The sequence below is a fragment of the Nonomuraea bangladeshensis genome, from assembly GCF_039529455.1.
GTDB classification, from domain to species: domain Bacteria; phylum Actinomycetota; class Actinomycetes; order Streptosporangiales; family Streptosporangiaceae; genus Nonomuraea; species Nonomuraea bangladeshensis.
This window is the reverse complement of the sequence record NZ_BAAAMV010000002.1, coordinates 293689-316866: the sequence shown is the minus strand read 5'-3', so window position 1 is coordinate 316866 and position 23178 is coordinate 293689. Positions and strand designations below refer to the sequence as shown.

The 23178-nt window shown below is 73.5% G+C and carries 24 protein-coding genes and 1 pseudogene; 16 read left to right on the top strand and 9 right to left on the bottom strand.

What is annotated here, in order from left to right:
* Positions 1–4: 4 nt before the first annotated feature.
* The 3 genes from ABD292_RS05585 (at position 5) to ABD292_RS05575 (ending at position 3814) form a co-directional block, all read left to right on the top strand.
* Positions 5–1867, top strand: a complete 1863-nt coding sequence (locus ABD292_RS05585; RefSeq protein WP_344205738.1) for a prolyl oligopeptidase family serine peptidase — start codon at positions 5–7, stop codon at positions 1865–1867.
* Positions 1864–3138, top strand: coding sequence for a M20/M25/M40 family metallo-hydrolase (locus ABD292_RS05580; RefSeq protein ID WP_344205737.1), 1275 nt, complete (start codon positions 1864–1866; stop codon positions 3136–3138). Before ABD292_RS05585 ends, ABD292_RS05580 begins: the two co-directional genes overlap by 4 nt.
* Positions 3139–3214: 76 nt before the next feature.
* The gene (locus ABD292_RS05575) at positions 3215–3814 is read left to right on the top strand and encodes a TIGR03086 family metal-binding protein (protein WP_344205736.1); all 600 of its coding nucleotides are present in this window, start codon (positions 3215–3217) and stop codon (positions 3812–3814) included.
* On the opposite strand, the gene ABD292_RS05570 is transcribed toward ABD292_RS05575, so the two are convergent.
* The 3 genes from ABD292_RS05570 to ABD292_RS05560 all read right to left on the bottom strand — a co-directional run bounded on the left by ABD292_RS05570 (position 3811) and on the right by ABD292_RS05560 (position 6130).
* Positions 3811–4554: a DUF427 domain-containing protein gene (locus ABD292_RS05570; protein ID WP_344205734.1), complete on the bottom strand. Its 744-nt coding sequence runs from the start codon at positions 4552–4554 to the stop codon at positions 3811–3813. The genes ABD292_RS05575 and ABD292_RS05570 overlap by 4 nt on opposite strands.
* 51 nt (positions 4555–4605) lie before the next feature.
* The gene (locus ABD292_RS05565; protein ID WP_344205732.1) at positions 4606–5190 is read right to left on the bottom strand and encodes a hypothetical protein; all 585 of its coding nucleotides are present in this window, start codon (positions 5188–5190) and stop codon (positions 4606–4608) included.
* A gap of 76 nt (positions 5191–5266) precedes the next feature.
* Positions 5267–6130 (bottom strand): DUF72 domain-containing protein, encoded by an 864-nt coding sequence (locus ABD292_RS05560; RefSeq protein ID WP_344205730.1) that lies wholly within the window; start codon positions 6128–6130, stop codon positions 5267–5269.
* Between the two features lie 44 nt (positions 6131–6174).
* On the opposite strand from ABD292_RS05560, the gene ABD292_RS05555 reads away from it, so the two are divergent.
* On the top strand, positions 6175–7032 hold the full coding sequence (locus ABD292_RS05555) for an NAD(+)/NADH kinase (RefSeq protein ID WP_344205729.1): 858 nt from the start codon (positions 6175–6177) through the stop codon (positions 7030–7032).
* 32 nt (positions 7033–7064) lie between these two features.
* Here the strand turns inward: ABD292_RS05555 and ABD292_RS05550 are convergent, their stop codons facing one another.
* The gene (locus ABD292_RS05550; RefSeq protein ID WP_344205727.1) at positions 7065–8534 is read right to left on the bottom strand and encodes a YibE/F family protein; all 1470 of its coding nucleotides are present in this window, start codon (positions 8532–8534) and stop codon (positions 7065–7067) included.
* 72 nt (positions 8535–8606) lie between these two features.
* On the opposite strand from ABD292_RS05550, the gene ABD292_RS05545 reads away from it, so the two are divergent.
* Positions 8607–9314: a DUF72 domain-containing protein gene (locus ABD292_RS05545; RefSeq protein ID WP_344205726.1), complete on the top strand. Its 708-nt coding sequence runs from the start codon at positions 8607–8609 to the stop codon at positions 9312–9314.
* 21 nt (positions 9315–9335) lie between these two features.
* On the opposite strand, the pseudogene thrS reads toward ABD292_RS05545, so the two are convergent.
* A pseudogene (gene thrS, locus ABD292_RS05540) lies at positions 9336–10535 on the bottom strand (threonine--tRNA ligase); the annotation flags it as partial.
* A gap of 188 nt (positions 10536–10723) precedes the next feature.
* On the opposite strand from thrS, the gene ABD292_RS05535 reads away from it, so the two are divergent.
* Positions 10724–11695, top strand: a complete 972-nt coding sequence (locus ABD292_RS05535; RefSeq protein WP_344205724.1) for a helix-turn-helix transcriptional regulator — start codon at positions 10724–10726, stop codon at positions 11693–11695.
* Between the two features lie 6 nt (positions 11696–11701).
* Here the strand turns inward: ABD292_RS05535 and ABD292_RS05530 are convergent, their stop codons facing one another.
* The gene (locus tag ABD292_RS05530) at positions 11702–12277 is read right to left on the bottom strand and encodes an NADPH-dependent FMN reductase (RefSeq protein WP_344205722.1); all 576 of its coding nucleotides are present in this window, start codon (positions 12275–12277) and stop codon (positions 11702–11704) included.
* An 86-nt stretch (positions 12278–12363) separates the two neighbouring features.
* On the opposite strand from ABD292_RS05530, the gene ABD292_RS05525 reads away from it, so the two are divergent.
* Complete coding sequence (locus ABD292_RS05525; RefSeq protein WP_344205721.1) at positions 12364–12708, top strand: winged helix-turn-helix transcriptional regulator; 345 nt, start codon at positions 12364–12366, stop codon at positions 12706–12708.
* Between the two features lie 4 nt (positions 12709–12712).
* Here the strand turns inward: ABD292_RS05525 and ABD292_RS05520 are convergent, their stop codons facing one another.
* Entirely contained in the window at positions 12713–13186 is a 474-nt protein-coding gene (locus tag ABD292_RS05520; protein WP_344205720.1) for an ATP-binding protein, read from the bottom strand.
* 209 nt (positions 13187–13395) lie between these two features.
* Here ABD292_RS05520 and ABD292_RS05515 point away from each other — a divergent pair, with 209 nt between their 5' ends.
* A complete protein-coding gene (locus ABD292_RS05515) occupies positions 13396–13863 on the top strand; it encodes an adenylyltransferase/cytidyltransferase family protein (RefSeq protein WP_344205719.1) in 468 nt (155 codons plus the stop codon).
* Between the two features lie 37 nt (positions 13864–13900).
* Here ABD292_RS05515 and ABD292_RS05510 read toward each other — a convergent pair whose 3' ends face one another.
* Positions 13901–14770 carry a glycerophosphodiester phosphodiesterase gene (locus ABD292_RS05510; RefSeq protein ID WP_344205717.1) on the bottom strand — a complete coding sequence of 290 codons (870 nt, stop codon included), beginning with the start codon at positions 14768–14770 and terminating at the stop codon, positions 13901–13903.
* Positions 14771–14948: 178 nt separating this feature from the next.
* Here ABD292_RS05510 and ABD292_RS05505 point away from each other — a divergent pair, with 178 nt between their 5' ends.
* The 5 genes from ABD292_RS05505 (at position 14949) to ABD292_RS05485 (ending at position 18630) form a co-directional block, all read left to right on the top strand.
* Complete coding sequence (locus ABD292_RS05505; RefSeq protein WP_344205716.1) at positions 14949–15614, top strand: DUF1345 domain-containing protein; 666 nt, start codon at positions 14949–14951, stop codon at positions 15612–15614.
* Entirely contained in the window at positions 15611–15991 is a 381-nt protein-coding gene (locus ABD292_RS05500) for an STAS domain-containing protein (RefSeq protein ID WP_344205715.1), read from the top strand. Before ABD292_RS05505 ends, ABD292_RS05500 begins: the two co-directional genes overlap by 4 nt.
* 106 nt (positions 15992–16097) lie before the next feature.
* The gene (locus tag ABD292_RS05495) at positions 16098–16529 is read left to right on the top strand and encodes an SPW repeat protein (RefSeq protein WP_344205714.1); all 432 of its coding nucleotides are present in this window, start codon (positions 16098–16100) and stop codon (positions 16527–16529) included.
* A 207-nt stretch (positions 16530–16736) separates the two neighbouring features.
* Positions 16737–17750: a TerC/Alx family metal homeostasis membrane protein gene (locus tag ABD292_RS05490; RefSeq protein WP_344205712.1), complete on the top strand. Its 1014-nt coding sequence runs from the start codon at positions 16737–16739 to the stop codon at positions 17748–17750.
* A 64-nt stretch (positions 17751–17814) separates the two neighbouring features.
* A complete protein-coding gene (locus ABD292_RS05485) occupies positions 17815–18630 on the top strand; it encodes an SAM-dependent methyltransferase (RefSeq protein ID WP_344205711.1) in 816 nt (271 codons plus the stop codon).
* 19 nt (positions 18631–18649) lie between these two features.
* Here the strand turns inward: ABD292_RS05485 and ABD292_RS05480 are convergent, their stop codons facing one another.
* Positions 18650–20506 (bottom strand): ABC transporter ATP-binding protein, encoded by a 1857-nt coding sequence (locus ABD292_RS05480; protein WP_344205709.1) that lies wholly within the window; start codon positions 20504–20506, stop codon positions 18650–18652.
* 163 nt (positions 20507–20669) lie between these two features.
* On the opposite strand from ABD292_RS05480, the gene ABD292_RS05475 reads away from it, so the two are divergent.
* The 3 genes from ABD292_RS05475 (at position 20670) to ABD292_RS05465 (ending at position 23135) form a co-directional block, all read left to right on the top strand.
* The gene (locus tag ABD292_RS05475) at positions 20670–21539 is read left to right on the top strand and encodes an alpha/beta fold hydrolase (RefSeq protein ID WP_344205707.1); all 870 of its coding nucleotides are present in this window, start codon (positions 20670–20672) and stop codon (positions 21537–21539) included.
* A 134-nt stretch (positions 21540–21673) separates the two neighbouring features.
* The gene (locus ABD292_RS05470; RefSeq protein WP_344205705.1) at positions 21674–22030 is read left to right on the top strand and encodes a helix-turn-helix domain-containing protein; all 357 of its coding nucleotides are present in this window, start codon (positions 21674–21676) and stop codon (positions 22028–22030) included.
* A 163-nt stretch (positions 22031–22193) separates the two neighbouring features.
* The gene (locus tag ABD292_RS05465) at positions 22194–23135 is read left to right on the top strand and encodes a M23 family metallopeptidase (RefSeq protein ID WP_344205704.1); all 942 of its coding nucleotides are present in this window, start codon (positions 22194–22196) and stop codon (positions 23133–23135) included.
* Positions 23136–23178 lie beyond the last annotated feature (43 nt).

Here is a 23178-nt window from a genome sequence, read left to right as displayed (position 1 = left end):
GTTCATGAGTATTCGACCGATCGACGTGGCCCGTACCGACGGCGGCCCCCAGTGGGTGGAGGCGGTGGCCACGCCCGCCGGCGTCGAGGTGTGGTGGGACGAGCCGCGTCCCCACGAGGGCGGCCGCCGGTGCGTGGTGCGCAGGCTGCCGGACGGCACGCGTACGGACGCGCTGCCGCCCGGCTGGAACGCCCGCAACCGGGTGGTCGAGTACGGCGGCCGCTCCTGGCGCCCGCTGCCCGGCGGCGGCCTGGTCTTCACGAACTGGGCCGACCAGCGCCTCTACCGCCGCGACGGCGGGGCCGAGCCGGTCCCGCTCACCCCGGAGGGCCCCGCCAGGTACGCCGACCTGTACCTGCCGCCGGGCCGCGACGAGGTGTGGGCGGTGCGCGAGGTGGACGACGTCCGCGACCTGGTGGCGGTGCCGCTGGCGGGCGGCGAGGTCCGGGTGGTCGCGACGGCCCAGCACTTCCTCATGAACCCCCGCCTGTCGCCGGACGGCCGGCACGTCTGCTGGATCGGCTGGGACCATCCGAACATGCCCTGGGACGGCACCGAGCTGTGCGTGGCCCCGCTCGGCGCGGACGGCACGGCGGGCCCGCACCGCGTGGTGGCGGGCGGCCCGAGCGAGTCGGTCGCCCAGGCGGAGTGGCGCGACGGGGCGAGCCTGTACGCGGTGACCGACCCCACCGGCTGGTGGAACATCCACCTCGTGCCCCTCGACGGCACCCCCTCGGTCAACCTCACGCCGATGGAGTCGGAGTTCGGCGCGGCCACGTGGAAGCCGGGCATGTCGTTCTTCGCCGTCGCGGCGGACGGGCGGCTGGCGGCCCTGTACGGCACGGCCGACCACCGCAGGCTCGGCGTGCTCGACCCGGGGAGCGGCGGGCTGCGCGAGATCGGCGGGGAGGCGACGTACTGGGCCTCGACCGTGTCGGTGGCGGACGGGCAGGTGGCCGGGGTGTCGGCGACGCCCTACACGCCGTTGGAGGTCGTGCTGCTCGACCTGGACGGCGGCGCGCCCGAGGTCGTCTCGGCGCCCAAGCCGCTGCCGGACCGGGCGCTGCTGCCCGCCCCGGAGGCGGTGACGGTCGAGGGCGTGCACGCGCACCTCTACCCGCCGTCAGGGGCGCCCGCGGGGCCGGCCCCGTACGTGATCTTCGTGCACGGCGGCCCCACCGGACACATGCCGATCGTGCTCGACCTGGAGATCGCCTACTTCACCAGCCGCGGCATCGGCGTCGCCGTCGTCAACTACGGCGGCTCGACCGGCTACGGCCGCGCCTACCGGGAGCGGCTGCGCCACCAGTGGGGCGTGGTGGACGTGCAGGACTGCGCGGTGGTGGCGCGCGGCCTGGTCGAGCTGGGCCGCGCCGACGCCGCCAGGCTGGCGATCCGCGGCGGCAGCGCGGGGGGCTGGACGACGGTCGCCGCGCTGGTGCACAGCGACGTGTTCGCGGGCGGTGTCGCCCACTACGCGATCACCGACCCGGAGAGCTGGGCGGCCGAGACGCACGACTTCGAGTCCCGCTACCTGGACGGCCTGGTGGGCCCGCTGCCGGAGACCCGGCAGCGCTACACCGAGCGCTCCCCGCTGCTCAACGCCGCCCGCGCCTCGGGCCCGTGCCTGATGCTGCACGGCCTGGAGGACGCCATCGTGGACGTGAGCCAGGCCGAGCGCTTCACCGCCGAGCTGGACCGGCACGGCAAGGAGTGGGCCCTGCTGACCTTCCCCGGCGAGCAGCACGGCTGGCGCAGGGAGGAGACCATCGTCGCGACCCTGGAGGCCGAGCTGGCCTTCTACGGGCTGATCTTCGGCATGGAGACGCCCGAGGTGCCGCCGCTGACCCTGAAGGGACGAGTATGAAGAGCGTCGCCGAGATCTGCTCGGATCTGATCAGGTTCGACACCACCAATCCGGGATCGGGGGAACGCCCCGCGGCCGAGTACACCGCCACCCTGCTGGCCGACGCCGGCCTGGAGCCGGTCGTGTTCGAGGCGGCGCCGAAGCGGACCACGGTCGTCGCGAGGATCGCCGGCGACTCGCCGGACGCGCTCCTCGTCCACGGCCACCTGGACGTGGTGCCGGCCGACCCGGCCGAGTGGCGGATGCACCCGTTCTCGGGCGAGATCGTGGACGGCTGCGTGTACGGACGCGGCGCGGTCGACATGAAGGGCTCGTGCGCGATGACCCTCGCGGCCGTGCTCGGCATGGCGGCGCGCGGCGAACGGCCCCGGCGGGACCTGGTGCTCGCGTTCCTCGCCGACGAGGAGGCGACCGGCGACCACGGCTCGCGGCACGCGGTCACCGAGCACCGCGAGCTGTTCGACGGGGTGAGCGAGGCAATCAGCGAGTCCGGCGGGTTCAGCGTGGCCTCCGGCGGGCACCGGGTGTACCCGATCGCGGTGGGCGAGCGCGGCACCGCCTGGATGAAGCTGACCGCGCACGGCGTGGCCGGGCACGGCTCGCGCCCGCCCGTGGACAACCCGGTCGCCACGCTGGTGCACGCCCTGTCCCGCGTCGCCTCGCACCGCTGGCCGGTACGGCTGACGCCGTCGGTGGCGGCGCTGCTGAAGGAGCTCGGGGAGGTCACCGGCCGGCCCGTGGACCTGGACCGGCTGGACGAGGAGGCCGCCCGGCTCGGCCCGCTCGGCAGCCTGTTCAAGAGCCAGATCCGCAACTCGGCCAACCCGACCATGCTGGACGCCGGTTACAAGGTGAACGTCGTCCCCTCGACGGCGGAGGCGCACGTGGACGGGCGTTACCTGCCGGGGCTGCGCGAGGAGTTCCTGGAGACGATCGACGAGCTGCTCGGGGCGAAGGTCACCCGCGAGTTCGTCAACCTGGAGGACGCGCCGGACGCGCCGTACCCGTCGGCGTTCTTCGACGAGCTGGCCGGGGCGCTGACGGCGGAGGACCCGCTCGCGCGGCCGGTGCCGTACGTGATGGCGGGCGGGACGGACGCCAAGTCGTTCGCCAGGATCGGCATCAAGGGCTACGGTTTCGCGCCGCTCATGCTCCGGCCCGACCTGGACTACTTCGGCATGTTCCACGGCAAGGACGAGCGGGTGCCAGTGGAGGGGCTGGAGTTCGGCGTCCGCGTCCTCACCCGGCTTTTGACGGGCCGTACGGACTGATCGCGAGGGTGAGCCATCAGTGGAACAAAGCATTCCGTTCTGATAGAGTGGAGTCACCACGAAAGGGGGCTCACACATGAGCGGCATCACCAGCGGTTGGGACGTTCTGGACGAGGCACACGAGGCGCTGCGCACGGCGGTCGCCGCCGTGCCCGCCGGCGGCTGGGACCTTCCCACGCCCTGCGCGGACTGGAACGTCACCGCCGTCCTGCAGCACGCGGCCGGCGACCAGCTCGGGTTCGCCGCCGCGCTCACCGGCGAGCCCGGCCCGGACTTCGACCCGTTCTCCCCCTCCGGCAAGCCGGAGCAGGACCCGGCGGCGTTCATGGAGGCGGCGCTGACCCGCTCGGCCGCCGCCTGGGCGGCCGTCGACCACGACGCCGCCGAGGTTCCCACCCCGGTCCCGCCGCACCGGATGACGGCCTGGTCCGGCATGGCCGCGTGCGCGCTCGACGCCGCCGTGCACGCCTGGGACATCGCGGTGGCGGCCGGCGCGCCCTCCCCGCTCACGCCCGGTCTGGCCCGGCCGCTCATGCGGGTGGCCCGCGAGATCGTCGAGCCGCTGCGCGCGTGGGGCGCGTACGCCGCCGCCCTGGCCCCCGAGCAGGGCGACGACGACGTGGCCGCGCTGCTGCGCTACCTCGGCCGCGACCCCGAGTGGCGGCCGGCCGCTTAGGAGAACTTCGTCCTCGGCCGCTCCTGGAGCTCGCCGTCCACGTAGATGTCGAGCTTCTCGTTGTAGAACGCGATCAGCCCGGCGATCCGCTCGCTCTCCGGCAGCGGCGTCCGATAGGACCAGGCCAGGTCCTCCTGTCCGTTGACGGACCAGTATTCGGCCGTCCCCTTGTAGGGGCAGTGGGTCACCGTGTCGGTGTGCTCCAGCAGGTCGAGCCGGACGTCCGTCTTCGGCAGGTAGTAGCGGGCGGGCAGCCCGGTCTCGAAGAGGACGCGGGCGCCGCGCGAGTCGGCCACGGTCACGCCGTCCACCTCCACCCGCACGTGCCGGGAGGTGGGCAGGATGTCCACCCGTGTGTACGGGTCGCGCGGGTGGACGTAGACCTCCTCGTCCTCCTCGAACCAGGCGTCCATCGCGTCCCACTCGAACCTGACGTGCCCGCGGATCTCCTCCAGCGGCGAGTCCGGGTAGGTCAGCGCCGCGTCGGGCGCCTCGGCGGCGCCGCTCGTCACGGTGTGCACGAGGCCCTCGCCGCGCGACGGCGAGTGCTTCGTGGCGCCGGTCGCCTTCAGCGCCGACTCGTCGACGTCGGCGAGCGGGAAGTAGTAGGTCGGATAGTACGGGACCTCCCACACGAGGAGGGCGGCGGTGGTGTCGGCCACCGCCCGCCCGCCCAGGTAGGCCCTGACACGCTTGGCCGTGCGCTCGACGCGCACCCGGCCGCGAGCTGCGGTATCCATGAACGCGGCAACCCCGCCGCGAGCCCGCCTATTCCGGCGGTCCGAAGGCGGTCACAGCCCGAAGGCGGTCAGGGTGGCCCAGGTCGTCAGCGCGCCGACCGCCGTGCCCGCCGCCACCTGCGGCCACGTGTGGTGGGTCAGCCGCACCCGCGCCCAGCAGATCAGCGCCACCACCGCCGCCCCGGCGAGCAGCGTCGGCGCGGAGGGCAGCACGTACGCCAGCACGACGACCGTCCCCGCCGACACGGCGGCGTGGAAGGAGATCTTCCACCGCAGCGTGATCGGCACGGTCACCGCCAGCGCGACCAGCATCGCGGTCACGGTGGCCACGAGCAGCAGCGGCGCGCCCAGCAGGATGAGCAGCAGCAGCGCCACGAGCACCGCCGCCGCGGCCGCCATGAGCGGCCCGGCCCGCCGCGCCCGATCGACGATGTGGTGGGAGTCGAGCCGTCCCGACCGCACCCCGGCCGCGATCACCGCCGCCGGGACGCCGCCGCACAGCGCCGAGGCCACCAGGCCCCACGCGGCCCCGCTCCAGCCCTGCGCGATGAGGCCGACGAGCGGCGGCATGAGGATCACCAGCACCTGGGGCGCCAGCAGGTCCGTCACCCGTCGCGCCAGCGAGTCGGCCGTCATGCCTGGATAGGTTACGCGATCATGGGCCGCGGCCCGATCACGCCCGCCCGCCGCGTGTCCGAGCCGGGCGCCCGGCTCAGAAGAGGGTCAGGGGCTCGTCCTCGGCGGGCAGCGGCATCGGCTCGGGCAGCGGCTCCAGCTCGGGCAGGCGGGCGCGTACCTCGTCGTGGAAGCGCCGGGCGAGCTCCAGGGCGTCGGCGTTGTCGGGGGTGTGCACGAACACCGTCGGCGAGCGGCCCTCGCGCAGCCACGCCGTGACGGTGTCCAGCCACGGCCGCCAGCCCTCCACCGTGCGCTCGGTGGCGTCGCGGCCGAGGTAGCGGACGATCGGATGCCCGGTCAGCGCGCGCGTCCTGCGCGGCAGGCGGGGCTTCTTGGTCCACGCGTCGCGCTCGGCGTCGCTGGTCGGCGGCGCGGCGAACAGCGCCGTCGTGTCGAACGGCACCCACTCGGCCCCGGCCGCGTCCAGCACCCGCTCCAGGGACCGCTCGGCGCGGGCGTCGGCGAAGAACGCCGGGTGCCGCACCTCGACGGCGCACCGGTAGGAGCACGGCACCCGGCGCAGGAACGCCGCCAGCGCCCCCAGGTCGCCGGGCCCGAACGAGCCGGGCACCTGCACCCAGAGCGCGTGCGTCCGCGACGCGATCGGCTCCATCGCCTCCAGGAACGCCCGCACCGGCTCGTCGGCGTCCACCAGCCGCCGCTCGTGCGTGACCGGTTTGGGAAACTTCACCACGAACCGGAAGTCCGGCGGCGTCTGCCGCGCCCACGACTCCACGGTGTCGCGCGACGGGGTGGCGTAGAAGGTCGTGTTGCCCTCCACCGCGTTGCACCAGGTCGCGTACGCGCCCAGCCGCTCCCCCGCCGGCAGGTGGGGCGGCAGGAACCGCCCCGGCCACTTCGCGTGCGTCCACATCGCGCATCCCACATGAAGCCGCATGCCCTCGACCGTAGCGGAGGAGGGGCACCGCATAGGCTGGCCCTATGGGCATGGTCGGGACGGTCGGGCTGGTGTTGCATCCGGAGCGCGACTCGAAGAAGGCGATCGACACCATCCTGCGCTGGGCGGGGGCCAAGGACGCCACGGTGCTCGGCCTGCCCGAGGAGGTCGGGCGGATCGACTGCAGCGCCGTCGCGGTGGACGCCGACACGCTGGTCGAGCGGTCCGACCTGCTGGTGGGGCTCGGCGGCGACGGGACGATGCTGCGCACCATGCGGCTGCTGGCCGGGCGGCCGACGCCCATCCTGGGGGTCAACCTCGGGCGGCTCGGGTTCCTCGCGGAGATCGACGTCGACGAGCTGGCGGACACCCTGTCGGCCATCGACGGGCACCGCTACACGGTCGAGCCGCGGATGGCGATCAGAAGCCGGGTGGCGGACGCGCACGTGACCGCCTTCAACGACATCGCGCTCGTCCGCATCCCCGGCGAAGGGCTCGCGGGCGTGGCCGTCACCCCGTCGGGCAGCGACTTCGTCCGGTTCTCCGCCGACGCGGTGATCGTGGCGACCAGCACCGGGTCCACCGCCTACAGCTTCTCGGCGGGCGGGCCGATCGTCTCTCCGCGGGTGGAGGCGGTGCTGGTGGTGCCCGCCGCGGCGCACTCGTCGTTCAACCGGGCGCTGGTGCTGCCCGCGGACGAGGAGGTGACGCTGGAGGTGCTGCCCACCAGCGGGCGGCTCGCGGTCGAGGTGGACGGCAGGGTCGTCGGCCACCTGTGCCCCGGCGACTCGATCACGGTGAGCGCGTGGCCGGGGGCCGCCAAGGTAGTGCGGGTCGGCACCACCTTCTACGAACGGGCCCGGCGCAAGCTGCGGGTGGACGGCAGCGCCGAGGCGTACTGACCTGACCCCCTCCTGACCTGGCCGCGCGCCGGTCAGGCGCGGCGGCGGTGGCGGGAGGCGCGGCGTCCGGCGGGCGGCTGGGCGTGGGCGTCGCTCGCGCCGGACGACGGGTAGGCCGGGTGCGGGTCGGGGCGCAGCGCGGACGGGCCGCCGGGACGCTGCGGGGCCGGGGTGAAGAAGCCGCCCTCCGGCACCGGGGACTCACGGCGCTCGGCCTCGCCCGCCGCGACCACGTGCCCGTCGCCGCCCACCCGGCTGAAGAAGTCGTCGTCGTCGGCGTCGTCCCGGCGGCTGAAGAAGTCCTCGGGCTCGTCCTCGGCCGGCCCGGCCTGCTCGGGCGCGGAGCGGGCGCGGCGGGAGGCGGCGAACGCGGCCAGCGCCGTCGTGACGGGCACGGCCGAGATGAGGCCGAGCGTGCCCGCGATGCTGCGGACGATCTCCTGGGCGACCACCGGCGTCGTCAGCACCTCGCCCAGCGGCTGGGAGCCGATGCTGAACAGCAGCAGCAACGGCAGCGACGCCCCCGCGTACGCCAGGATGATCGTGTTGATGACCGAGGCGATGTGCGCCCGCCCCACCCGGGAGGCGGCCCGGTAGAGCCGTACGAAGCCGTAGGAGGGGTTGGCCTGCGCCAGCTCGGTCACCGTGACCGCCTGGGTGACGGTGACGTCGTCGAGCACGCCGAGCGCGCCGATGATGATCCCGGCCAGCAGCAGGCCCCGCGTGTCGATGGGCAGGCTCATGCCGACGGTGACGGCGACGTCGTCCGTGGCGCCGTTGAGCTGGGCGAAAGCCAGCGCCGCGGACGACAGCCCGGCGGTGAGCGCCAGCGCGGCGAGCGTGCCGAGCACGGCCGTCGTGGTGGACGGCGAGAAGCCGTGCGTGAGGTAGAGCACGGTCAGCATGATCGCGGCCGCGCCGACGACGGCGACCAGGATGGGCGGCTTGCCCTCGATGATGCCGGGGATCACGAACGTCAGCAGCAGCACGAACGTCACCGCCAGCCCCGCCAGGGCGGTCACCCCGCGCCAGCGGCCGAAGGCGATCACCGCGAGCGCGAACGCCAGCCCGAACAGCAGCAGCGGCATGCCCCGGTCGTGGTCGGAGAGCTGGTAGCCGCCGTCGGGGGCGCGCAGCAGGATCACCGCGTCGCCCGCGGCGAAACGCTGCGACCCGGGCCCGCTGGGCAGGCGGAGCTCGACGTCCTTGCCGGTGTCGGGCCCCTCGCCGAGCCTGACGGTGGCCTTGCCGCAGGTGGCGGGGTCGGGCCTGGGGGCGCCTTCGCTCACGGCCGCGCAGGGCGTGAGCGTGACGGCGGTGACGGTGCCGCCGAGTCTCTGGGTGCCGGTCTCCGCCGGGGCCGCGGACTGGCCGCCCTCCGGCCAGAGCCAGATCAGCGCCGCCAGCGTGACGATCGCCAGCGGCACCAGAACCGCCAGACCGGCCATGAGCGTGCGCCGCGACAGGGGCGCGGCCGGGCCGTGAGCGTGATTGGCGCCCATCGCGTGTTGGTCCTCCTCGCCTGACGAATAGTGACAGTACTGCACGGCGGGGGTCAGGGTAGGCGTAAAGCCGTGACATGGTTGGTGGGCACTTCGGGCTGGCAGTACAAGGACTGGCGGGAGGTGCTGTACCCGGAGGGGGTGCCGCAGCGGCTCTGGCTGGAGACGTACGCCGCCGAGTTCCCCACCGTCGAGAGCAACAACGCCTTCTACCGGCTGCCCCGGCAGGAGACGTTCGCCGCCTGGCGGGAGCGCACGCCGGACGGGTTCGTGATGGCGGTCAAGGCGAGCCGGTTCCTCACGCACATCAAGCGCCTGCGGGATCCCGAGGAGCCGGTGCGGCGGCTGATGGACGCGGCCTCGGGGCTGAAGGAGAAGCTGGGCCCGATCCTGCTGCAGCTCCCGCCGACCCTGCGGGCCGAGCCCGGCCGCCTGGACCAGTGCCTGGCCTGCTTCCCCGGCGGGGTGCGGGTGGCGGTGGAGCCGCGGCACGAGTCCTGGTGGACCGATGAGGTCAGGGGCGTCCTGGAGGCGCGCGGCGCGGCCCTGTGCTGGGCGGACCGCCTGGACCGCCCGGTGAGCCCGCTCTGGCGCACCGCCGGCTGGGGGTACGTACGCCTGCACCAGGCCGCGGACGGCTGGGAGTACGGCGAGCCCGTCCTGTCGGCGTGGGCGGCCCGGATGCGCGAGGCGGGCTGGGACGAGGCGTACGTGTACTTCAACAACGACCCTGGAGGGGCCGCGGTGCGCAACGCGCGGCGGTTCACCGCCCTCGCGTAGCGCACCGCCCCGCGGAGCCGGTCAGGGGAACGGCCGTGCCTCGGCGGCGAGCCGCTCGACCGGCACGTCCCCCGCCTGGCCGCCGTCCCGCAGCCGCACCGACGCGCCGCCGGCCGCCGCCTCCCGCGGCCCCACCACCAGCTGGTACGGCACCAGCCGGTGCGCCCTGATCCTGGCCGCGAGGCTGCCCCGGTCGGCGGGCGCCAGCTCGGCCCGCAGCCCGGCGGCCAGGCAGCGGCGCAGCAGTCCGTCGGCGGCGGGCAGCTCGGCGTCCGACAGCGGCAGCACCACGGCCTGCACCGGCGCGAGCCAGGCGGGGAACGCCCCGGCGTGCACCTCGATCAGGTGCGCGACCAGGCGTTCGAGGCCGCCGACGACGCTGCGGTGCACCATGACGGGCCGTCGCGGGCCGTCGGGGCCCACGTAGGCGAGGTCGAAGCGGGCGGGCTGGTAGAGGTCGACCTGGACGGTGGACAGGGTGCTCTCGCGGCCGGCCGGGTCGGTGATCTGGATGTCGATCTTCGGGCCGTAGAAGGCGCCCTCGCCGGGCTCCTCGTCGTAGTCCTGGCCGCGTTCGTCCAGCACCTCGCGCAGCAGGGACTCCGAGCGGGCCCACATGGCGGGGTCGTCGACGTACTTGCCGCCCTCGCCGCGCAGCGACAGCCGGTAGCGGACCGCGCCGACGCCGAGGCGCGCGTGGGCCTGCCCGATGAGGTCGAGCGCGGCCGAGACCTCGGCGGCGGCCCGCTCGGGCGGGCAGAAGACGTGGCCGTCGTTGAGCTGGATGGCGCGCACCCGGCTGAGGCCGCCGAGCACGCCGGACGGCTCGGAGCGGTACATGCCGCCCAGCTCGGCCAGGCGCAGCGGCAGGTCGCGGTGGCTGCGCTGCCGGGAGCGGTAGACGATCGCGTGGTGCGGGCACAGGCTGGGGCGCAGCACGAACTCCTCGCCGCCGACGCTCATCGGCGGGAACATGTCCTCGGCGTAGTGGGCCCAGTGGCCTGATCGCTCGTAGAGCTCGCGTTTGCCGAGGACGGGCGAGTTGACGTGCTGGTAGCCGTTGCGGCGTTCGAGCTCGTGCACGTAGTCCTCGACGGCCCTGCGCACCGCCGCGCCGGCGGGCAGCCAGTAGGGCAGGCCGGAGCCGATGAGCGGGTCGGTGTCGAAGATGCCGAGCTCGCGGCCGAGTCTGCGATGGTCGTTCATGATCATCCTTTCGCGGGAAAGGGCGAACGACCAGCGGTCCCGGGCGTTCGCCCGGGAAGCGTGGAGTCAGCGCGCCGGGACGGGGTCCGGCGTCGTCGTGGCGATGACGTGAGCGCGCTGCATGGAATCACGGTAGCACCCCGAGGCCGCTGAAAATAATCTTCAGCAGGGCCTCGGAGATTGGCGAATGGTATAAAGGGGCGATGGCCGAGATCACCCTGGACGTCCGCCATCTCCGGGCGTTCGCGGAGGTCGGCTATCAGGTGGCGGGCGGCGGCGACGCGCACGCGGCGATGGCCGCGCTGCGCAGGGTGGTGCCGCTCGACGCGTACGAGTTCGTCGCCTTCGACCCGGCCACCGGGCGCCATCACAGCGTCGTCTCCGACGGCCACCGGCAGATCGACCGCGACGCCGCCGAGGAGTACGCCGGGCTGGAGGCCTACCGCCGCGCCCGCGCGACCCGCTCCCCCGTGCCGATGCCCGAGCCCTGCACCGAGCGCTACTTCCGCCGCCACCTCGCCCCCTACGGCTGGCGGGCGGGCCTGACCGCGCCGCTGTTCCTGCCCGAGGGCCGCTACACGGGGCTGCTGCACCTGGCCACCCGCGACGCGTTCCCCGGCCGCATGGGGGCGGTGGTGTCGGCCGTCAGCCCGCTGCTCGCGCACCTCACCGACCTGAGCCGATGCGTGATCGACCCGGTCGGCCTGCCGCCCGGCTTCCGCGCGGTGGCCTTCGACCGGCTCGGCGTCCGGCGCGAGGTCCCGGGGCGCGAGCCGTCGCCGGCGCTCTGGGACGATCCGGCCGTGGCGGCCTACGCCCGCGCGTTCATCGACTCGCGGGAGCTGAGCCGCCACGGCCTCTGGCTGGACGGCGGCGGGCGCTGGCACGAGCTGCGGCTGCTGCGGGCCGGCGTCGGGTTCCAGGGGTCGCTCCAGGGGGCGGTGGCCGGGGAGCGGCCGTGCGCGCTGCCGTACGAGCTGACCGGCCGCGAGGTGGACGTGCTCACCCGGGTGGCGGCGGGCGACTCCAACCCGCAGATCGCCGCCGCGCTGGTGCTCAGCGTGCGCACGGTGACCACGCACCTGGAGCACATCTTCGCCAAGCTCGGCTGCGACAGCCGCACCAGGCTCACCACGAAGGCGCTCGCCGAAGGGCTGTGCCGCCTCGACGTGTGAGGCCGGTCAGGAGGCCAGGCGCATCGGGCGCAGCGCGCCGCCGACCTTGGCCAGCTCGGCCAGCATGGCGTCGGCGGCGGCCACGGTCTCCTCGGCGGGGCGGAACGTGCCGTCCTCGGCCAGGAAGCGCGGCAGGAACGGGATGTGCACCGCCTCCGGCACGGGAACCATCTTGAGCAGGCTGATCACCGAGCGCAGGGCCGCGACGGCGCGGGTGCCGCCGGAGACGCCGCCGTAGCTGACGAAGCCGGCCGGCTTGTACCGCCACTCGTGGTGCAGGTAGTCCAGCGCGTTCTTCAGCACGGCGTTGAAGCTGTGGTTGTACTCGGGGGTCACGAACACGTACGCCTCGCCGCGCTCGACCGTGGCGCTCCACTCCTTGGTGTGGGCGTTGACGTACTGGCGCAGCCGGGGGTGGTGCGGCTCGTCCAGGAACGGCAGGTTGACCTCCGCCAGGTCCACCAGCTCCACCTCGAACAGCCCGGAGGCGGCGGCCCGCTCGGCGAACCAGTCGGCGACGGCGCGGCCTGCGCGGCCGGGGCGGGTGCTGGCGACGATGACCTGCAGGACGGGCTTGTTCATGACTCTCCTCGTGCTCTAGCTGCCGGAACGCAGCACTCAACATTATTGAGTAGCTCAACATTCCTTAGCAAATGTAGGATCAAGAGGTGAGCTCGGATTCCGTCTGCACGCGCTTCCACATCGCCCTGGAGCTGATCGGCGCCCGCTGGTCCGGCGCGGTGATCCACATGATCTTCAAGGGCGCGCATCGCTACGGCGACATCAAGGCGGCCATCCCCGGCATCAACGACACGATGCTCGCCCGCCGCCTGCGCGAGCTGGAGTCGGCCGGGCTCGTCGAGCGCCGCGTCCTGCCCACGTCACCCGTACGCGTCGAATACCACCTGACCCAGATGGGCGAGGAGCTGCGCCCGGTGTTGGACGAGCTGGTCACCTGGTCCCACAAGTGGATCCCGCTCCCCGAGGACCGCCCCGGCCGGGCGGCCGGATGAGCCGCTAGACCGCGACCGCCGCGACGCCGGCCAGCAGCAGCTCGAACCAGACCGTGGTCGAGCCGTTCTCGCGGGTGAAGCCCCAGCGGTGGCTGAGCGCCTCGATGAGCGGCAGGCCGCGCCCGCTGGTCGACTGCGCCCCGGTACGGCACACGCACGGCGGCCCGTCCGACCCGGCGTCCTCGACGCGCACCCGCACCGCGGACGGCGAGCTGGTCACGCTCACCGTGAACGAGCCGCCGGCGCCGGATCGGGTGTGCAGGACCGCGTTCGTGGCCAGCTCGCTGGTGAGCAGCACCACGTCGTCGTGGAGCGGATGGTCGCGGCCCAGCGCGTCGGTGACGACCCCCCGCGCCCGCGCCACCTGAGAGGGCGCCCCCGGCAACCGGACCACGAGGTCGCCCCCGTCGACGAACTCGTCGGCGAACTCGTCGACAACCCCGCCGACAGACCCGTCAACGCGGTGAAAGTCCGGCATCAGCGACCTCCCCCATGATCGTGCCCGTACCCGGGCGGCGTTATGAGACGCGCCGCGCCCACCTTCCGGAGCCTCGCCAAAAGGTAGGAATGCACTTTCCCATGGTCACCTGCACGGCCCTCCTGAGCGACCGAGTACGCTGCGATCGACGAGTCGTCTAGGCCCAGGGGCGGAGCCGTCGAGGCCGGCAGGGCAGCGGAGGAGGTCGCGTGAGCAGCCTGGAGGCCCTCTGGGTGCAGCCGTACGACCGGCCGGGGGCGGCGGTCGTGACCGGGGTCTTCGACATCCTGCACGTGGGCCACGTGCGCTATCTCGGCGCCGTGGCGGCGCGCGGGCTGCCGCTCGTCGTCGGCGTCGAGGACGACCCCCGCGTACGCGCGTGGAAGGGGCCGACCCGCCCGCTCAACCCCGCCGCCGAGCGGGCCGAGGTGCTGGCCGCGCTCCGGTTCGTCGCGGGCGTCTTCATCGTGACCGGCCCGCCCGAGGCGCACGGCCCGGAGGACTACATCGACCTGCTCGCCCCCATGAGCCCCCGCGCCCTGGCGCACACCGCGGGCGACCCGCACGCCGGGGCCCGCGCCGCGGCGGCGGCGATCCTCGGCGCCGACTGCTGGGAGATGGAGGCCATCCCCGGCCGCTCGACCACCCGCATCGTCAACGCCGCGGGCAAGGGCTGAGCGCCGCGGGCAAGGGCTGACAAGCGCGTCACGGACGTCAATAGCGCAGCACGTCCCGCAGGCGGGCAGGAACGCCCGTCATGATGCCGTCCACGCCCAAGGAGAGCAGGTGGCGCTGCACCCGCGGCCGGTCCGTCGGGCCGGCGTAGACCCGCAGGCCGCGCGCCTTGATCTGGCGCACCTGCCCTGCGCTGAGCTGGGCGGCGTGCGGCAGGACGAGCGCGTCGGCGAAGTCCTCCACCTCGGACAGCTCCGCGCCGCTCCCGCCGAGCAGGAGGATGGGGACGTCGGGCACCGCGCGGTGCAGCGTACGCAACGCCCGCCGGTCGAATGACTGGAGCGCGAGGCGCCGGCCCTCCCACAGGTCCCTGGTCTCCAGCAGCTCGGCGGCCACCCGGCTGTCGATGCCGGGGCTGCGGGGCGAGTGCTTGATCTCCAGGAGCAGCCCAGCCCTGCCCTTGCCCAGCATCTCCAGGGCCTGCCGGAGCGTGGGCACGCGCTCGTTGCGGAAGCGCGGCGAGAACCACGACCCGGCGTCCAGGCGGCGGATCTCGGCGAGGGTGAAGTCGGAGACCCGCCACGGGCTGCGGTCGGGGAAGACCTCCTCGACGTTCGTGGTGCGGTCCAGCGTCTCGTCGTGGATGAGGACGAGCTGCTGGTCCTTGGTCTGCTGGACGTCGAACTCGCACCGGTCCGCGCCCGAGGCGCTGGCCCTGACGCAGGCGGCGATGGTGTTCTCGGGCGCGACGCCGGAGCCCGCGCGGTGCGCGATGTTCTCGGCCCGCGCGAAGTGCGGCCGCGACGGCTTCGGCGGTCTCGCGGGCGAGGCCACCGAGGCCCATGCCGTGCCGCCGAGGAGCGCCGTGCCGGTGAGAAGTGCGGCGGCGATGCCGAATGAGCGGTACATCTCCCTCCTTCACCCACTACAGAGAGTTATGTCTGACTTGCAGACTGTGCCCGCTAAGAGGTTGATCACTCCACTTCTGAGCAGGTCAGTGTGCGCGACCCGCGCCGCGGGAGATCATCCGGGGCGGCCCGCGGCGCTAGCCTGGACCCGACGCGGCAGGCGAACGGAGGGATCCCAGGTGGTGCGGCCGAAGCGGGTGTCCTGGCTGGCGGGGGCCGCGGCGCGGCGGACCGCGGAGATCGCCGCCGTGATCGGGGTCGTCGTCATGGCCGTGGCCGTGGCCCTCGTGCCGGCGTCCTTCGTGCCGCTGATCGGCTGGGACGCCGCCGGGCTCGCCTTCCTCGCGAGCACCTGGTGGCGGATCGGCCGGCTCGACGGCCCCGCGACCGCCTCCGCGATCGGGAGCGAGGACCCCTCACGGGCGGGGGCGGACCTCGCGGTCCTGGTCGCCGCGGTGGCCAGCCTGGTGGCCGTGGCCTACCTGGTCGTCCAGGCCGACACGCCGGAGGAGCTGGTGCTGCACGTGGGGGTCGGCGTGGTCAGCGTGGTGGTCTCGTGGGCGGTGGTCCACACGATCTTCACGCTGCGCTACACGCGGATGTACTACTCCCCCGGCCCCTACGGCGGGGTGGACTTCCACGACCACGACCCGGACCCCCGGCCCCGCTTCACCGACTTCGCCTACCTCGCCTTCACCGTGGGGATGACGTTCCAGGTCTCCGACACCGAGCTGAACAACGCGGGGTTCCGCGCGGCGGTGCTGCGCCAGGCGCTGCTGTCCTACCTGTTCGGGGCCGTCATCCTGGCCCTCACCATCAACCTGGTCGCGGGCGTGGGCCGGTGAGCCCGTCAGGCGAGCGCCGGCTGGAGGTCGGCGACCGCCCCGCGGGCGACCGGGTCGTCGTGGTGACCGTGCGCGGGCCGCTCGACATGAACACCTGCCCCGTCCTGCAGGACGCGCTGGCCCGGGCGCTGACCGTGCGCGACCCGCCGCTGCTGGCGATCGACCTGAGCGGCCTGACCTCGGCGGACTCGTACGGGCTGACCGTCCTGCTGGCCACCGAGCGGCACGTGCGCACGACCGGAGGCGGCCTCGTCGTCTTCGGCGTCGGCCCGCTCCCCCGCCGCATCTTCCGCGACCGCGGCCTCGACAGGTTCCTGGACATCCAGCCGACGCTGGCCGAGGCCGTACGGCGGCTGGAGGACGGCCCGCTCCTTTGAATAGGCCCCTCACCAGGGGTATGAGGGCATGAAGCACCGAGGTCCGCGCATCTCAGGAAGGCGGTGCACGATGGTCCGAACACCGGGGACGCGGATGCGTCCCGACATGGCGGAAACGCGGCAGCACTACGAGGAGGCGGCCTGCCGGGGCCTCTTCCAGGCGCTCGACGGGCTCACCTTTCTCGCCGGGCTCTATCTGGCGATCTCGCCCTGGGTGGCGGGCTTCGCCCAGGCCGGCCGGCTCACCGTCAACAACCTGGTGACCGGTCTGGCGGTGGCGGCCCTCGCCGTGGGCTTCGCCACGGCCTACGGCCGCACCCACGGGCTGGCCTGGGTGACGCCGATCATCGGCGTCTGGACGATCATCGCGCCCTGGGTCGTCTACGGCGGGGCGGTCCCGGGCGGAGCCGTGCTGAACAACGTCGTCGTCGGCATCTGGATCGCCCTCACGGGCCTGGCGGCGGCCGGGATGGCGGCGGGCGGCCGGGGACGCGGCCGAAGTCACGGGCACGTGAACGGGACCCGGCCCACCAGATGAAAGCCGCGCGACCGGGCTTTCCGGCCATGACTTCGGCCGGAAAGGTTCAGGTACGTCCTGATCTGGTCTACGCTCAGCGTGGCGAGGGGAGTACTTCGCAAGCGCCGATCCGGTCAGTACGGACGTACCTGAGCGTCCCCGGACGGCGGCCCGCTACCCCCGGGTGAAGGAGACCTCGAACGGTTGAGTCACGTTCGAGGAGGTTCCATGTCCCCGGGGACACTTTCGGCTGCGTCCGGCACGTCCGGCTCCATCGCGTCCTTCACGCTGTGGGCGGTCACCGTCGCCGCGCTGCTCGTCCTGTTGGTCGTCGACATCGTCCTGACCAGGCGCCCGCACGAGGTGCGCATGCGCGAGGCGATCGGCTGGTCGGTCTTCTACCTGGTGCTGCCGGTGCTGTTCGGCTTCTACCTGTGGGCCGAGTTCGACGGCGGCGTGGCGGTCGAGTTCTTCACCGGCTACGTGGTGGAGAAGTCGCTGTCGGTGGACAACCTGTTCGTGTTCATGCTGCTGCTGGCGGCCTTCGCGGTGCCCGCCGAGCTGGCGCAGCGGGTGCTGCTGTACGGCATCATCGGGGCTCTCGTGCTCCGGGCGATCTTCATCGCGCTGGGGGCGGCGGCCCTGGAGAGCGGCACGTGGGCGTTCCTGCTGTTCGGCGCGGTGCTCATCCTGACCGCCGGCAAGGTGCTCAGGGAGGCGCGCAAGGGCGAGGCGCACGCCGTGGACATCGACTCCATGCGCAGCGTCCGGCTGCTGCGCCGGCTCGTCCCGGTCTCGCCCCGCTACCACGGCTTCCGGCTCCTGGTGCGGGAGAACGGCCGGACCGCGATCACCCCGCTGGCGCTGGCGACCGTCGCGGTGTTCGCCACCGACATCGTCTTCGCCGTCGACTCCGTGCCCGCCGTCTACGGCGTCACCGACGACCCGTTCCTGGTCTTCGCCACCAACGCCTTCGCCCTGCTCGGCCTGCGGGCGCTGTACTTCGTGCTGCGCGGCGCGCTGGCCCGGCTGCGCCACCTCAACTACGGCCTGGCCATCATCCTCGCCTTCATCGGGGTCAAGCTGGTGCTGCACTGGGCGCACGGGATCTGGGCGTGGGTGCCGGAGATCCCGACGCCGGCCTCGCTCGGCGTCATCGTCACGGTCCTGTTCACCGTCACGGTCACCAGCCTGCGCGCCGAACGCGTCCCCCCTCCTCTTCAGCAGGAGGACGAGGCTTGACCGTCCCTCCCTCCCGTGATGGCCTGGAATTCGTTCCGGATCATGACGGGATGGGAGCGGGCCGATGAGCGAGCACGACGTCCGGGCCGAGATCGACACCACGGTCCCGCACTCGGCACGGGTGTGGAACTTCCTGCTCGGCGGCAGCGACAACTTCGACGTGGACCGCGAGGCCGGGCGCACCCTGCTGCGGCTGTTCCCCGACTTCGCGGCGGTCGCCCGCACGCAGCGCGCGTTCCTCATCCGGGCCGTCCGCCACCTGGTGCTGGAGGCCGGGATCCGGCAGTTCCTGGACGTCGGCAGCGGGCTGCCCACGGCGGACAACACGCACGAGGTCGCGCAGGCCCTCGCGCCCGGGTCGCGGGTCGTGTACGTCGACCACGACCCCATCGTGCTGGCGCACGCCCGCGCCCTGCTGGCCGGCGCTCCGGAGGGCGCCACGGACTACGTGCACGCGGACGTCCGCGACACCGACCTCATCCTGGAGCAGGCGGCGCGGACCCTCGACCTGTCCCAGCCGGTGGCGCTCATGATGCTGAGCGTCGCCGGGCAGCTCACCGACGACGACGCGCCGGAGGACGTCGTCGCCCGGCTGCTGGAGCCGCTCGCCCCCGGCAGCCACCTGGTGCTGAGCGACGGCGTCGACACCAACCCGGCGCTGGTCGAGGCCGTCGCCGCCTACAACGGCAGCGCGGCCAACACCTATCAGCTCCGCGCCCCTGAGCGCATCGCCGGCTTCTTCGCCGGGCTGGAGCCGGTGGACCCGGGCGTGGTGCCGACACCCGCGTGGCGTCCCGACGCGGGCGCCGGCGAGCCGCCGGAGGGGACCGGCGTGGTCAGCGCGGTGTGCGGCGTGGCCCGCAAACCCGCCCCGGCCTGACCCGGGGCGGCGTCCGGGCTCAGGCCGTGACCTCCCGGCCCGCGCCGGCCTCCTGGACCCCGTCGGAGGTGTCCTCCTCGGGCAGGAAGCCGCCGGACTGGTGGCTCCAGAGGCGGGCGTAGGGGCCCTGCGCCCGCAGCAGCTCGCTGTGGGAGCCCTCCTCCACGATGGTCCCCCTGTTGAGCACGACGAGCCGGTCCATCCGCACCACCGTGCTCAGCCGGTGGGCGACCACGATCGCCGTACGGTCCTGCATGAGCCGCCACAGGGCCTCCTGGACGAGGATCTCGCTCTCGGAGTCGAGGGCGCTGGTGGCCTCGTCCAGCAGCAGGATCGGGGCGTCGCGGAGGATGGCGCGGGCGAGCGCGACGCGCTGGCGCTGCCCGCCGGACAGCTTCACGCCCCGCTCGCCGACCAGGGTGTCGAAGCCCTCCGGCAGCGCCTCGACGAACTCCGTGACGTGCGCCGCCCGCGCCGCCCGCAGGATCTCGGCCTCGGTCGCGCCCGGCCGGGCGAAGGCGATGTTGTCGCGGACCGTGCGGTGGAACATCGCCGGTTCCTGCGGGACGTAGGCGATCAGGCTCCGCAGGTCGGCCTGGCGCAGCCGGGAGATGTCCTGGCCGCCGACGAGGATGCGGCCGCCGTCGACGTCCATGAGCCGCAGCAGCAGCCGGGTGAGCGTGGTCTTGCCGCCGCCGGACTGGCCGACCAGGCCGATCTTGGTGCCGCTGGGGATGTCGAGGTCCAGATCCGCGAAGAGGGGGTCGCCGTCGGCGTAGCCGAAGCGCACGCGTTCGAAGCGCACGCTCGCGTCGGCCGGGCGCAGCGGCTGCGGCTCGGGCGGGTCCACCACGGTCGGCGGGTCCAGCAGCAGCTCCGTGAACTGCGCGGCCTCCGTGAGCACGCTCTCGACCCGCCGGTAGATCTGGTTGAACTCGAACATGATGCTGATCGTGTTGGTGTAGTACGTGAACGTCACCACGATCGCCTCCACGCCCAGCCCGCCGCGCAGCGCCACGGCGAGCAGCAGGCCGACGGCGCTGGTCAGCACCGACAGCGGCGCTACGACGGTGTCGACCCGCAGGTTGCCGTAGTCCCACGAGCGCAGGGACGCCCGGCCCTGCTCGGCGACCCTGGCCCGGTGCTCGGCGGCCTCGCGGTCCTCGGCGGCGAAGGCGCGTACGGTGTCCATGTTCGCCAGCACGTCGGCGACGTGCCCCGACACCAGCACCTTGGCCGCCTCCCGCCGGTCGACCAGCGCCTGCCGGCGGCGGATGAGCGGGGCGACGAGGAATCCGGTGACCAGGATGAGGCCCACCAGCACCAGGACCAGCAGCGGGTGGTACTGCCACAGCACCACCGAGGCGAAGCCCAGCGGCACCACCTTGGCCATGATCGAGAAGGCGAGCGTGTCGGCGAACTCCTCGAACCTGGAGGAGAACCCGAGCACCCGCTTGGTCAGCGAGCCGGCGAAGTTGTTGTGGAAGAACGCGGCGTCCTTGGCCAGCAGCTCGTCCATGCCGACGACGCCGAGCCGCTCGATGCCGCGGGCGTCGGTGCGGTTGAGGAAGTGCAGGCCCACCCGCCACAGGGCCTCGCCCGCCAGCAGCATCCCCGCGAAGCCGAAGACGTACGGCAGCAGCGATCCCACGGACCCGTCACCGCCGCCCGCCAGGTGCCCCACCAGGCCGGCCACCGCCAGGGGCGCCAGGTAGAACAGGCAGATGTTGCCGACGGCGGGGAGCGTCAGCGCGGGCAGCGCGACCGGCCACTGCCGGCGCAGTTCGTTCCAGTAGTAGCGCAGTGCGAGCAGGACCGCCGATTTTCGTGCGGACGACCGCTCTCCGGAGCCCACGAGTGATCCGAGCACAGCCATCCGCCCTCCCGAATGCCGACGCCGCCCTGTCATGCTGCCGCAGCGCTCGTGTCAGGAGCCAACGATTTTCCGGTAGAAAAAGCCGGCGCGGGTGTCGAGAAGCCGGCAGCGGCTCCGACTGCCCGGTGAAGGAGTCACCGTCAACACCCTGAGGAGACACACCATGGAAGCCATCAGGACCGGCACGCTCGCCACGCCCGGCGCGACCCTGCACCACGAGGTGCGGGGCTCCGGCCCGATCCTGCTGCTGATCTGCGGCGGCGTGTACGACGCCGCCGGCTTCGCGGCCCTCGCCACGACGCTGGCCGACCGCTACACGGTGGTCACCTACGACCGGCGCGGCAACTCGCGCAGCCCCCTGGACGGCCCGCCGGAGCCGCAGCGCGTCGAGGTGCACGCCGACGACGCCGCCCGGCTGCTGACGGCGGTCGGCGTCACGCCGGAGGAGCCGGCCCTGGTCTTCGGCAACAGCTCCGGCGCGGTGATCGGCCTGGAGCTGGCGGCCCGCCGTCCCGAGCTGGTGCGGACGCTGGTCGCCCACGAGCCGCCCCTGTTCGAGCTGCTGCCCGAGCGCGACCGCTGGCGGGCCCTGTTCCGGGACGTCGAGGAGGCCTTCCACAAGGAGGGCCCGGGGGCCGCGCACCAGATCTTCGCCGCCGGCCTGGACGGCGGCGGGGAACACCAGGAACAGCAGGGCGCGGACGGCGGCGAGGCTCCCGAGGGGCAGCCGGACCCGGAGATCATGGCCATGATGGGCCGCCTGGAGCAGAACGCCGCGTTCTTCATCGGCTACGAGGCTCCGTCCTTCTCCCGCCACTCCCCCGACCTCGCCGCGGTCCGCGCGGCCGGGGTGCGGGTGGTGCCGGCGCTCGGCGAGGCGACGGCCGAGGACGAGCCGTACGCGCGCGCCACGCGGCTGGTCGCCGAGCGGCTGGGCACGCGGATCGCCCCGTTCCCCGGCGACCACGGCGGCTTCGGCACGGACCCGGCCGCGTTCGGTGCGGCGCTGCGGAAGACGCTCGCCACCGGCTGAGCCTCCGCGCGGATTTCGGCCAGCGTTCGCAGGGATCAGGACACGGACGGCCGGTGCCGTTGCCGCGCGGCCGGACCCCGGCGAAGAGTGGGGTCCGGCCGGCGCGGTGCCGGCGTACGGAAGGAGGAGAGCCCATGCGGGTGCTGGCGAACATCACCGTGGCCGCACCGGCCACGGAGGACGAGGCCCCGCCGCGCGGCGCGCCGGTTCCCACGGGAGCGGAACCGGCGCTGGGCGCGCTGCTGCGGGCCTGGCGGGAGCGGGCCCTGGTGACGCAGGAGGAGCTGGCGGCGCGGGCGGGGCTGAACGTGCGCACGGTGCGCCGGCTGGAGGCGGGCGCGCTGAGCAGGCCGCGCGCCACGTCGCTGCGGCTGCTCGCCCAGGCGCTGGGCCTGGAGGGGACCGAGCTGGCCGCCCTGACGCGGGCCGCGACGGGGACGGCGATCGAGCTGACCGTCACGCTGCGGTACGTGGAGGAGCCCGGCGAGTGACGACGGCGCCGGGCGGCGACCGCTGCCTTCGCCGAAGGCGTTGATGAAGACATCTTTCACAGATATCTTCTTGAACCTCCGCCTTACCGGCTGTCACTCCAGCACCGCAAGGCGGCGGAACGCCTGACAGCGTCCCCCCTCGTTCCCGTTCAGAAAGGTGAGCATGCCGACCACCGGCGCGCCGACCTGGCCGAAGACCTTCAGATCCACGATCGCCGCCCTGCTGCTCGCCGTCCCCGCGGCGATGCTCCCCCAGCACGCCGCCATGGCGCGGCAGCAGGACGCGGCGACGCTCGCGGTGACGCACAAGAGCCCGTTCAACTGCGGCAAGACGTTCTACGCCAACAACTGGACGCCCAACCACAGCCCGTCGGGCTCCATCGACTGGCAGACCTACGGCGGCGACGCCATCAACGGCGAGACCGTCCGCGCCACCGCCGCGGGCACCGCCACCTTCCGCAACGCGGGCAGCAAGAGCTACGGCCAATGGGTCGAGATCCGCCACAGCGACGGCTCCCGCACCATCTACGCCCACCTGTCGACCATGGTGCGGGCGGCCGGCGGCTCGATGAGCGTCGGCCAGGGCACCGTGATCGGCACCGTCGGCTCGACGGGCGGCTCCTCGGCCCCGCACCTGCACTACGAGCAGCGCACCCCCTCGGGCGCGATGGACACCAGCCCGACCGTGAACGGCGTGACCGTCTCCCTGGGCCAGAAGAAGGCCGTCAAGAGCACCAACTCCTGCGGCGGAAGCGGCGGCACCGGTGACAGCGGCAGCGGCGGCAACCGCTACACCCCGGCGGGCGTCTGCGGCAGCGGCTACGCGGTCATCGACTCGGCGGCGCTCACCGGGGGCCGCACCTACCTGCTCTACAACAAGGGCAACGGCTCCAACTGCGTCGTGACGCTCAAGTCGACGAAGCTCGGCTCGGCCTCGCCCGTCTCGGCGTTCCTGGAGCCGAAGGGCGCGAGCAGGGCCACCGACTCGGGCAACTTCTCCTACTACGCCGGGCCGGTCAAGCGGAGCGCCCCCGGCAAGTGCGTCAAGTGGGGCGGCTCGATCGGCTCCAGCTCCTACACCAGCTCGTTCGAGCACTGCGGCTGACGCCCTGTTCCTTCCGTCGCCCCGGCCGGCCTCGTGTCCGGCC

Coding starts and splice junctions, on each gene's coding strand:
- ABD292_RS05585 (WP_344205738.1), top strand. CDS start 5: ATGAGTATTCGACCGATCGACGTGGCCCGTACCGACGGCGGCCCCCAG.
- ABD292_RS05580 (WP_344205737.1), top strand. CDS start 1,864: ATGAAGAGCGTCGCCGAGATCTGCTCGGATCTGATCAGGTTCGACACC.
- ABD292_RS05575 (WP_344205736.1), top strand. CDS start 3,215: ATGAGCGGCATCACCAGCGGTTGGGACGTTCTGGACGAGGCACACGAG.
- ABD292_RS05570 (WP_344205734.1), bottom strand. CDS start 4,554: ATGGATACCGCAGCTCGCGGCCGGGTGCGCGTCGAGCGCACGGCCAAG.
- ABD292_RS05565 (WP_344205732.1), bottom strand. CDS start 5,190: ATGACGGCCGACTCGCTGGCGCGACGGGTGACGGACCTGCTGGCGCCC.
- ABD292_RS05560 (WP_344205730.1), bottom strand. CDS start 6,130: ATGCGGCTTCATGTGGGATGCGCGATGTGGACGCACGCGAAGTGGCCG.
- ABD292_RS05555 (WP_344205729.1), top strand. CDS start 6,175: ATGGGCATGGTCGGGACGGTCGGGCTGGTGTTGCATCCGGAGCGCGAC.
- ABD292_RS05550 (WP_344205727.1), bottom strand. CDS start 8,534: ATGGGCGCCAATCACGCTCACGGCCCGGCCGCGCCCCTGTCGCGGCGC.
- ABD292_RS05535 (WP_344205724.1), top strand. CDS start 10,724: ATGGCCGAGATCACCCTGGACGTCCGCCATCTCCGGGCGTTCGCGGAG.
- ABD292_RS05530 (WP_344205722.1), bottom strand. CDS start 12,277: ATGAACAAGCCCGTCCTGCAGGTCATCGTCGCCAGCACCCGCCCCGGC.
- ABD292_RS05520 (WP_344205720.1), bottom strand. CDS start 13,186: ATGCCGGACTTTCACCGCGTTGACGGGTCTGTCGGCGGGGTTGTCGAC.
- ABD292_RS05510 (WP_344205717.1), bottom strand. CDS start 14,770: ATGTACCGCTCATTCGGCATCGCCGCCGCACTTCTCACCGGCACGGCG.
- ABD292_RS05495 (WP_344205714.1), top strand. CDS start 16,098: ATGGCGGAAACGCGGCAGCACTACGAGGAGGCGGCCTGCCGGGGCCTC.
- ABD292_RS05490 (WP_344205712.1), top strand. CDS start 16,737: ATGTCCCCGGGGACACTTTCGGCTGCGTCCGGCACGTCCGGCTCCATC.
- ABD292_RS05485 (WP_344205711.1), top strand. CDS start 17,815: ATGAGCGAGCACGACGTCCGGGCCGAGATCGACACCACGGTCCCGCAC.
- ABD292_RS05480 (WP_344205709.1), bottom strand. CDS start 20,506: ATGGCTGTGCTCGGATCACTCGTGGGCTCCGGAGAGCGGTCGTCCGCA.
- ABD292_RS05475 (WP_344205707.1), top strand. CDS start 20,670: ATGGAAGCCATCAGGACCGGCACGCTCGCCACGCCCGGCGCGACCCTG.
- ABD292_RS05470 (WP_344205705.1), top strand. CDS start 21,674: ATGCGGGTGCTGGCGAACATCACCGTGGCCGCACCGGCCACGGAGGAC.
- ABD292_RS05465 (WP_344205704.1), top strand. CDS start 22,194: ATGCCGACCACCGGCGCGCCGACCTGGCCGAAGACCTTCAGATCCACG.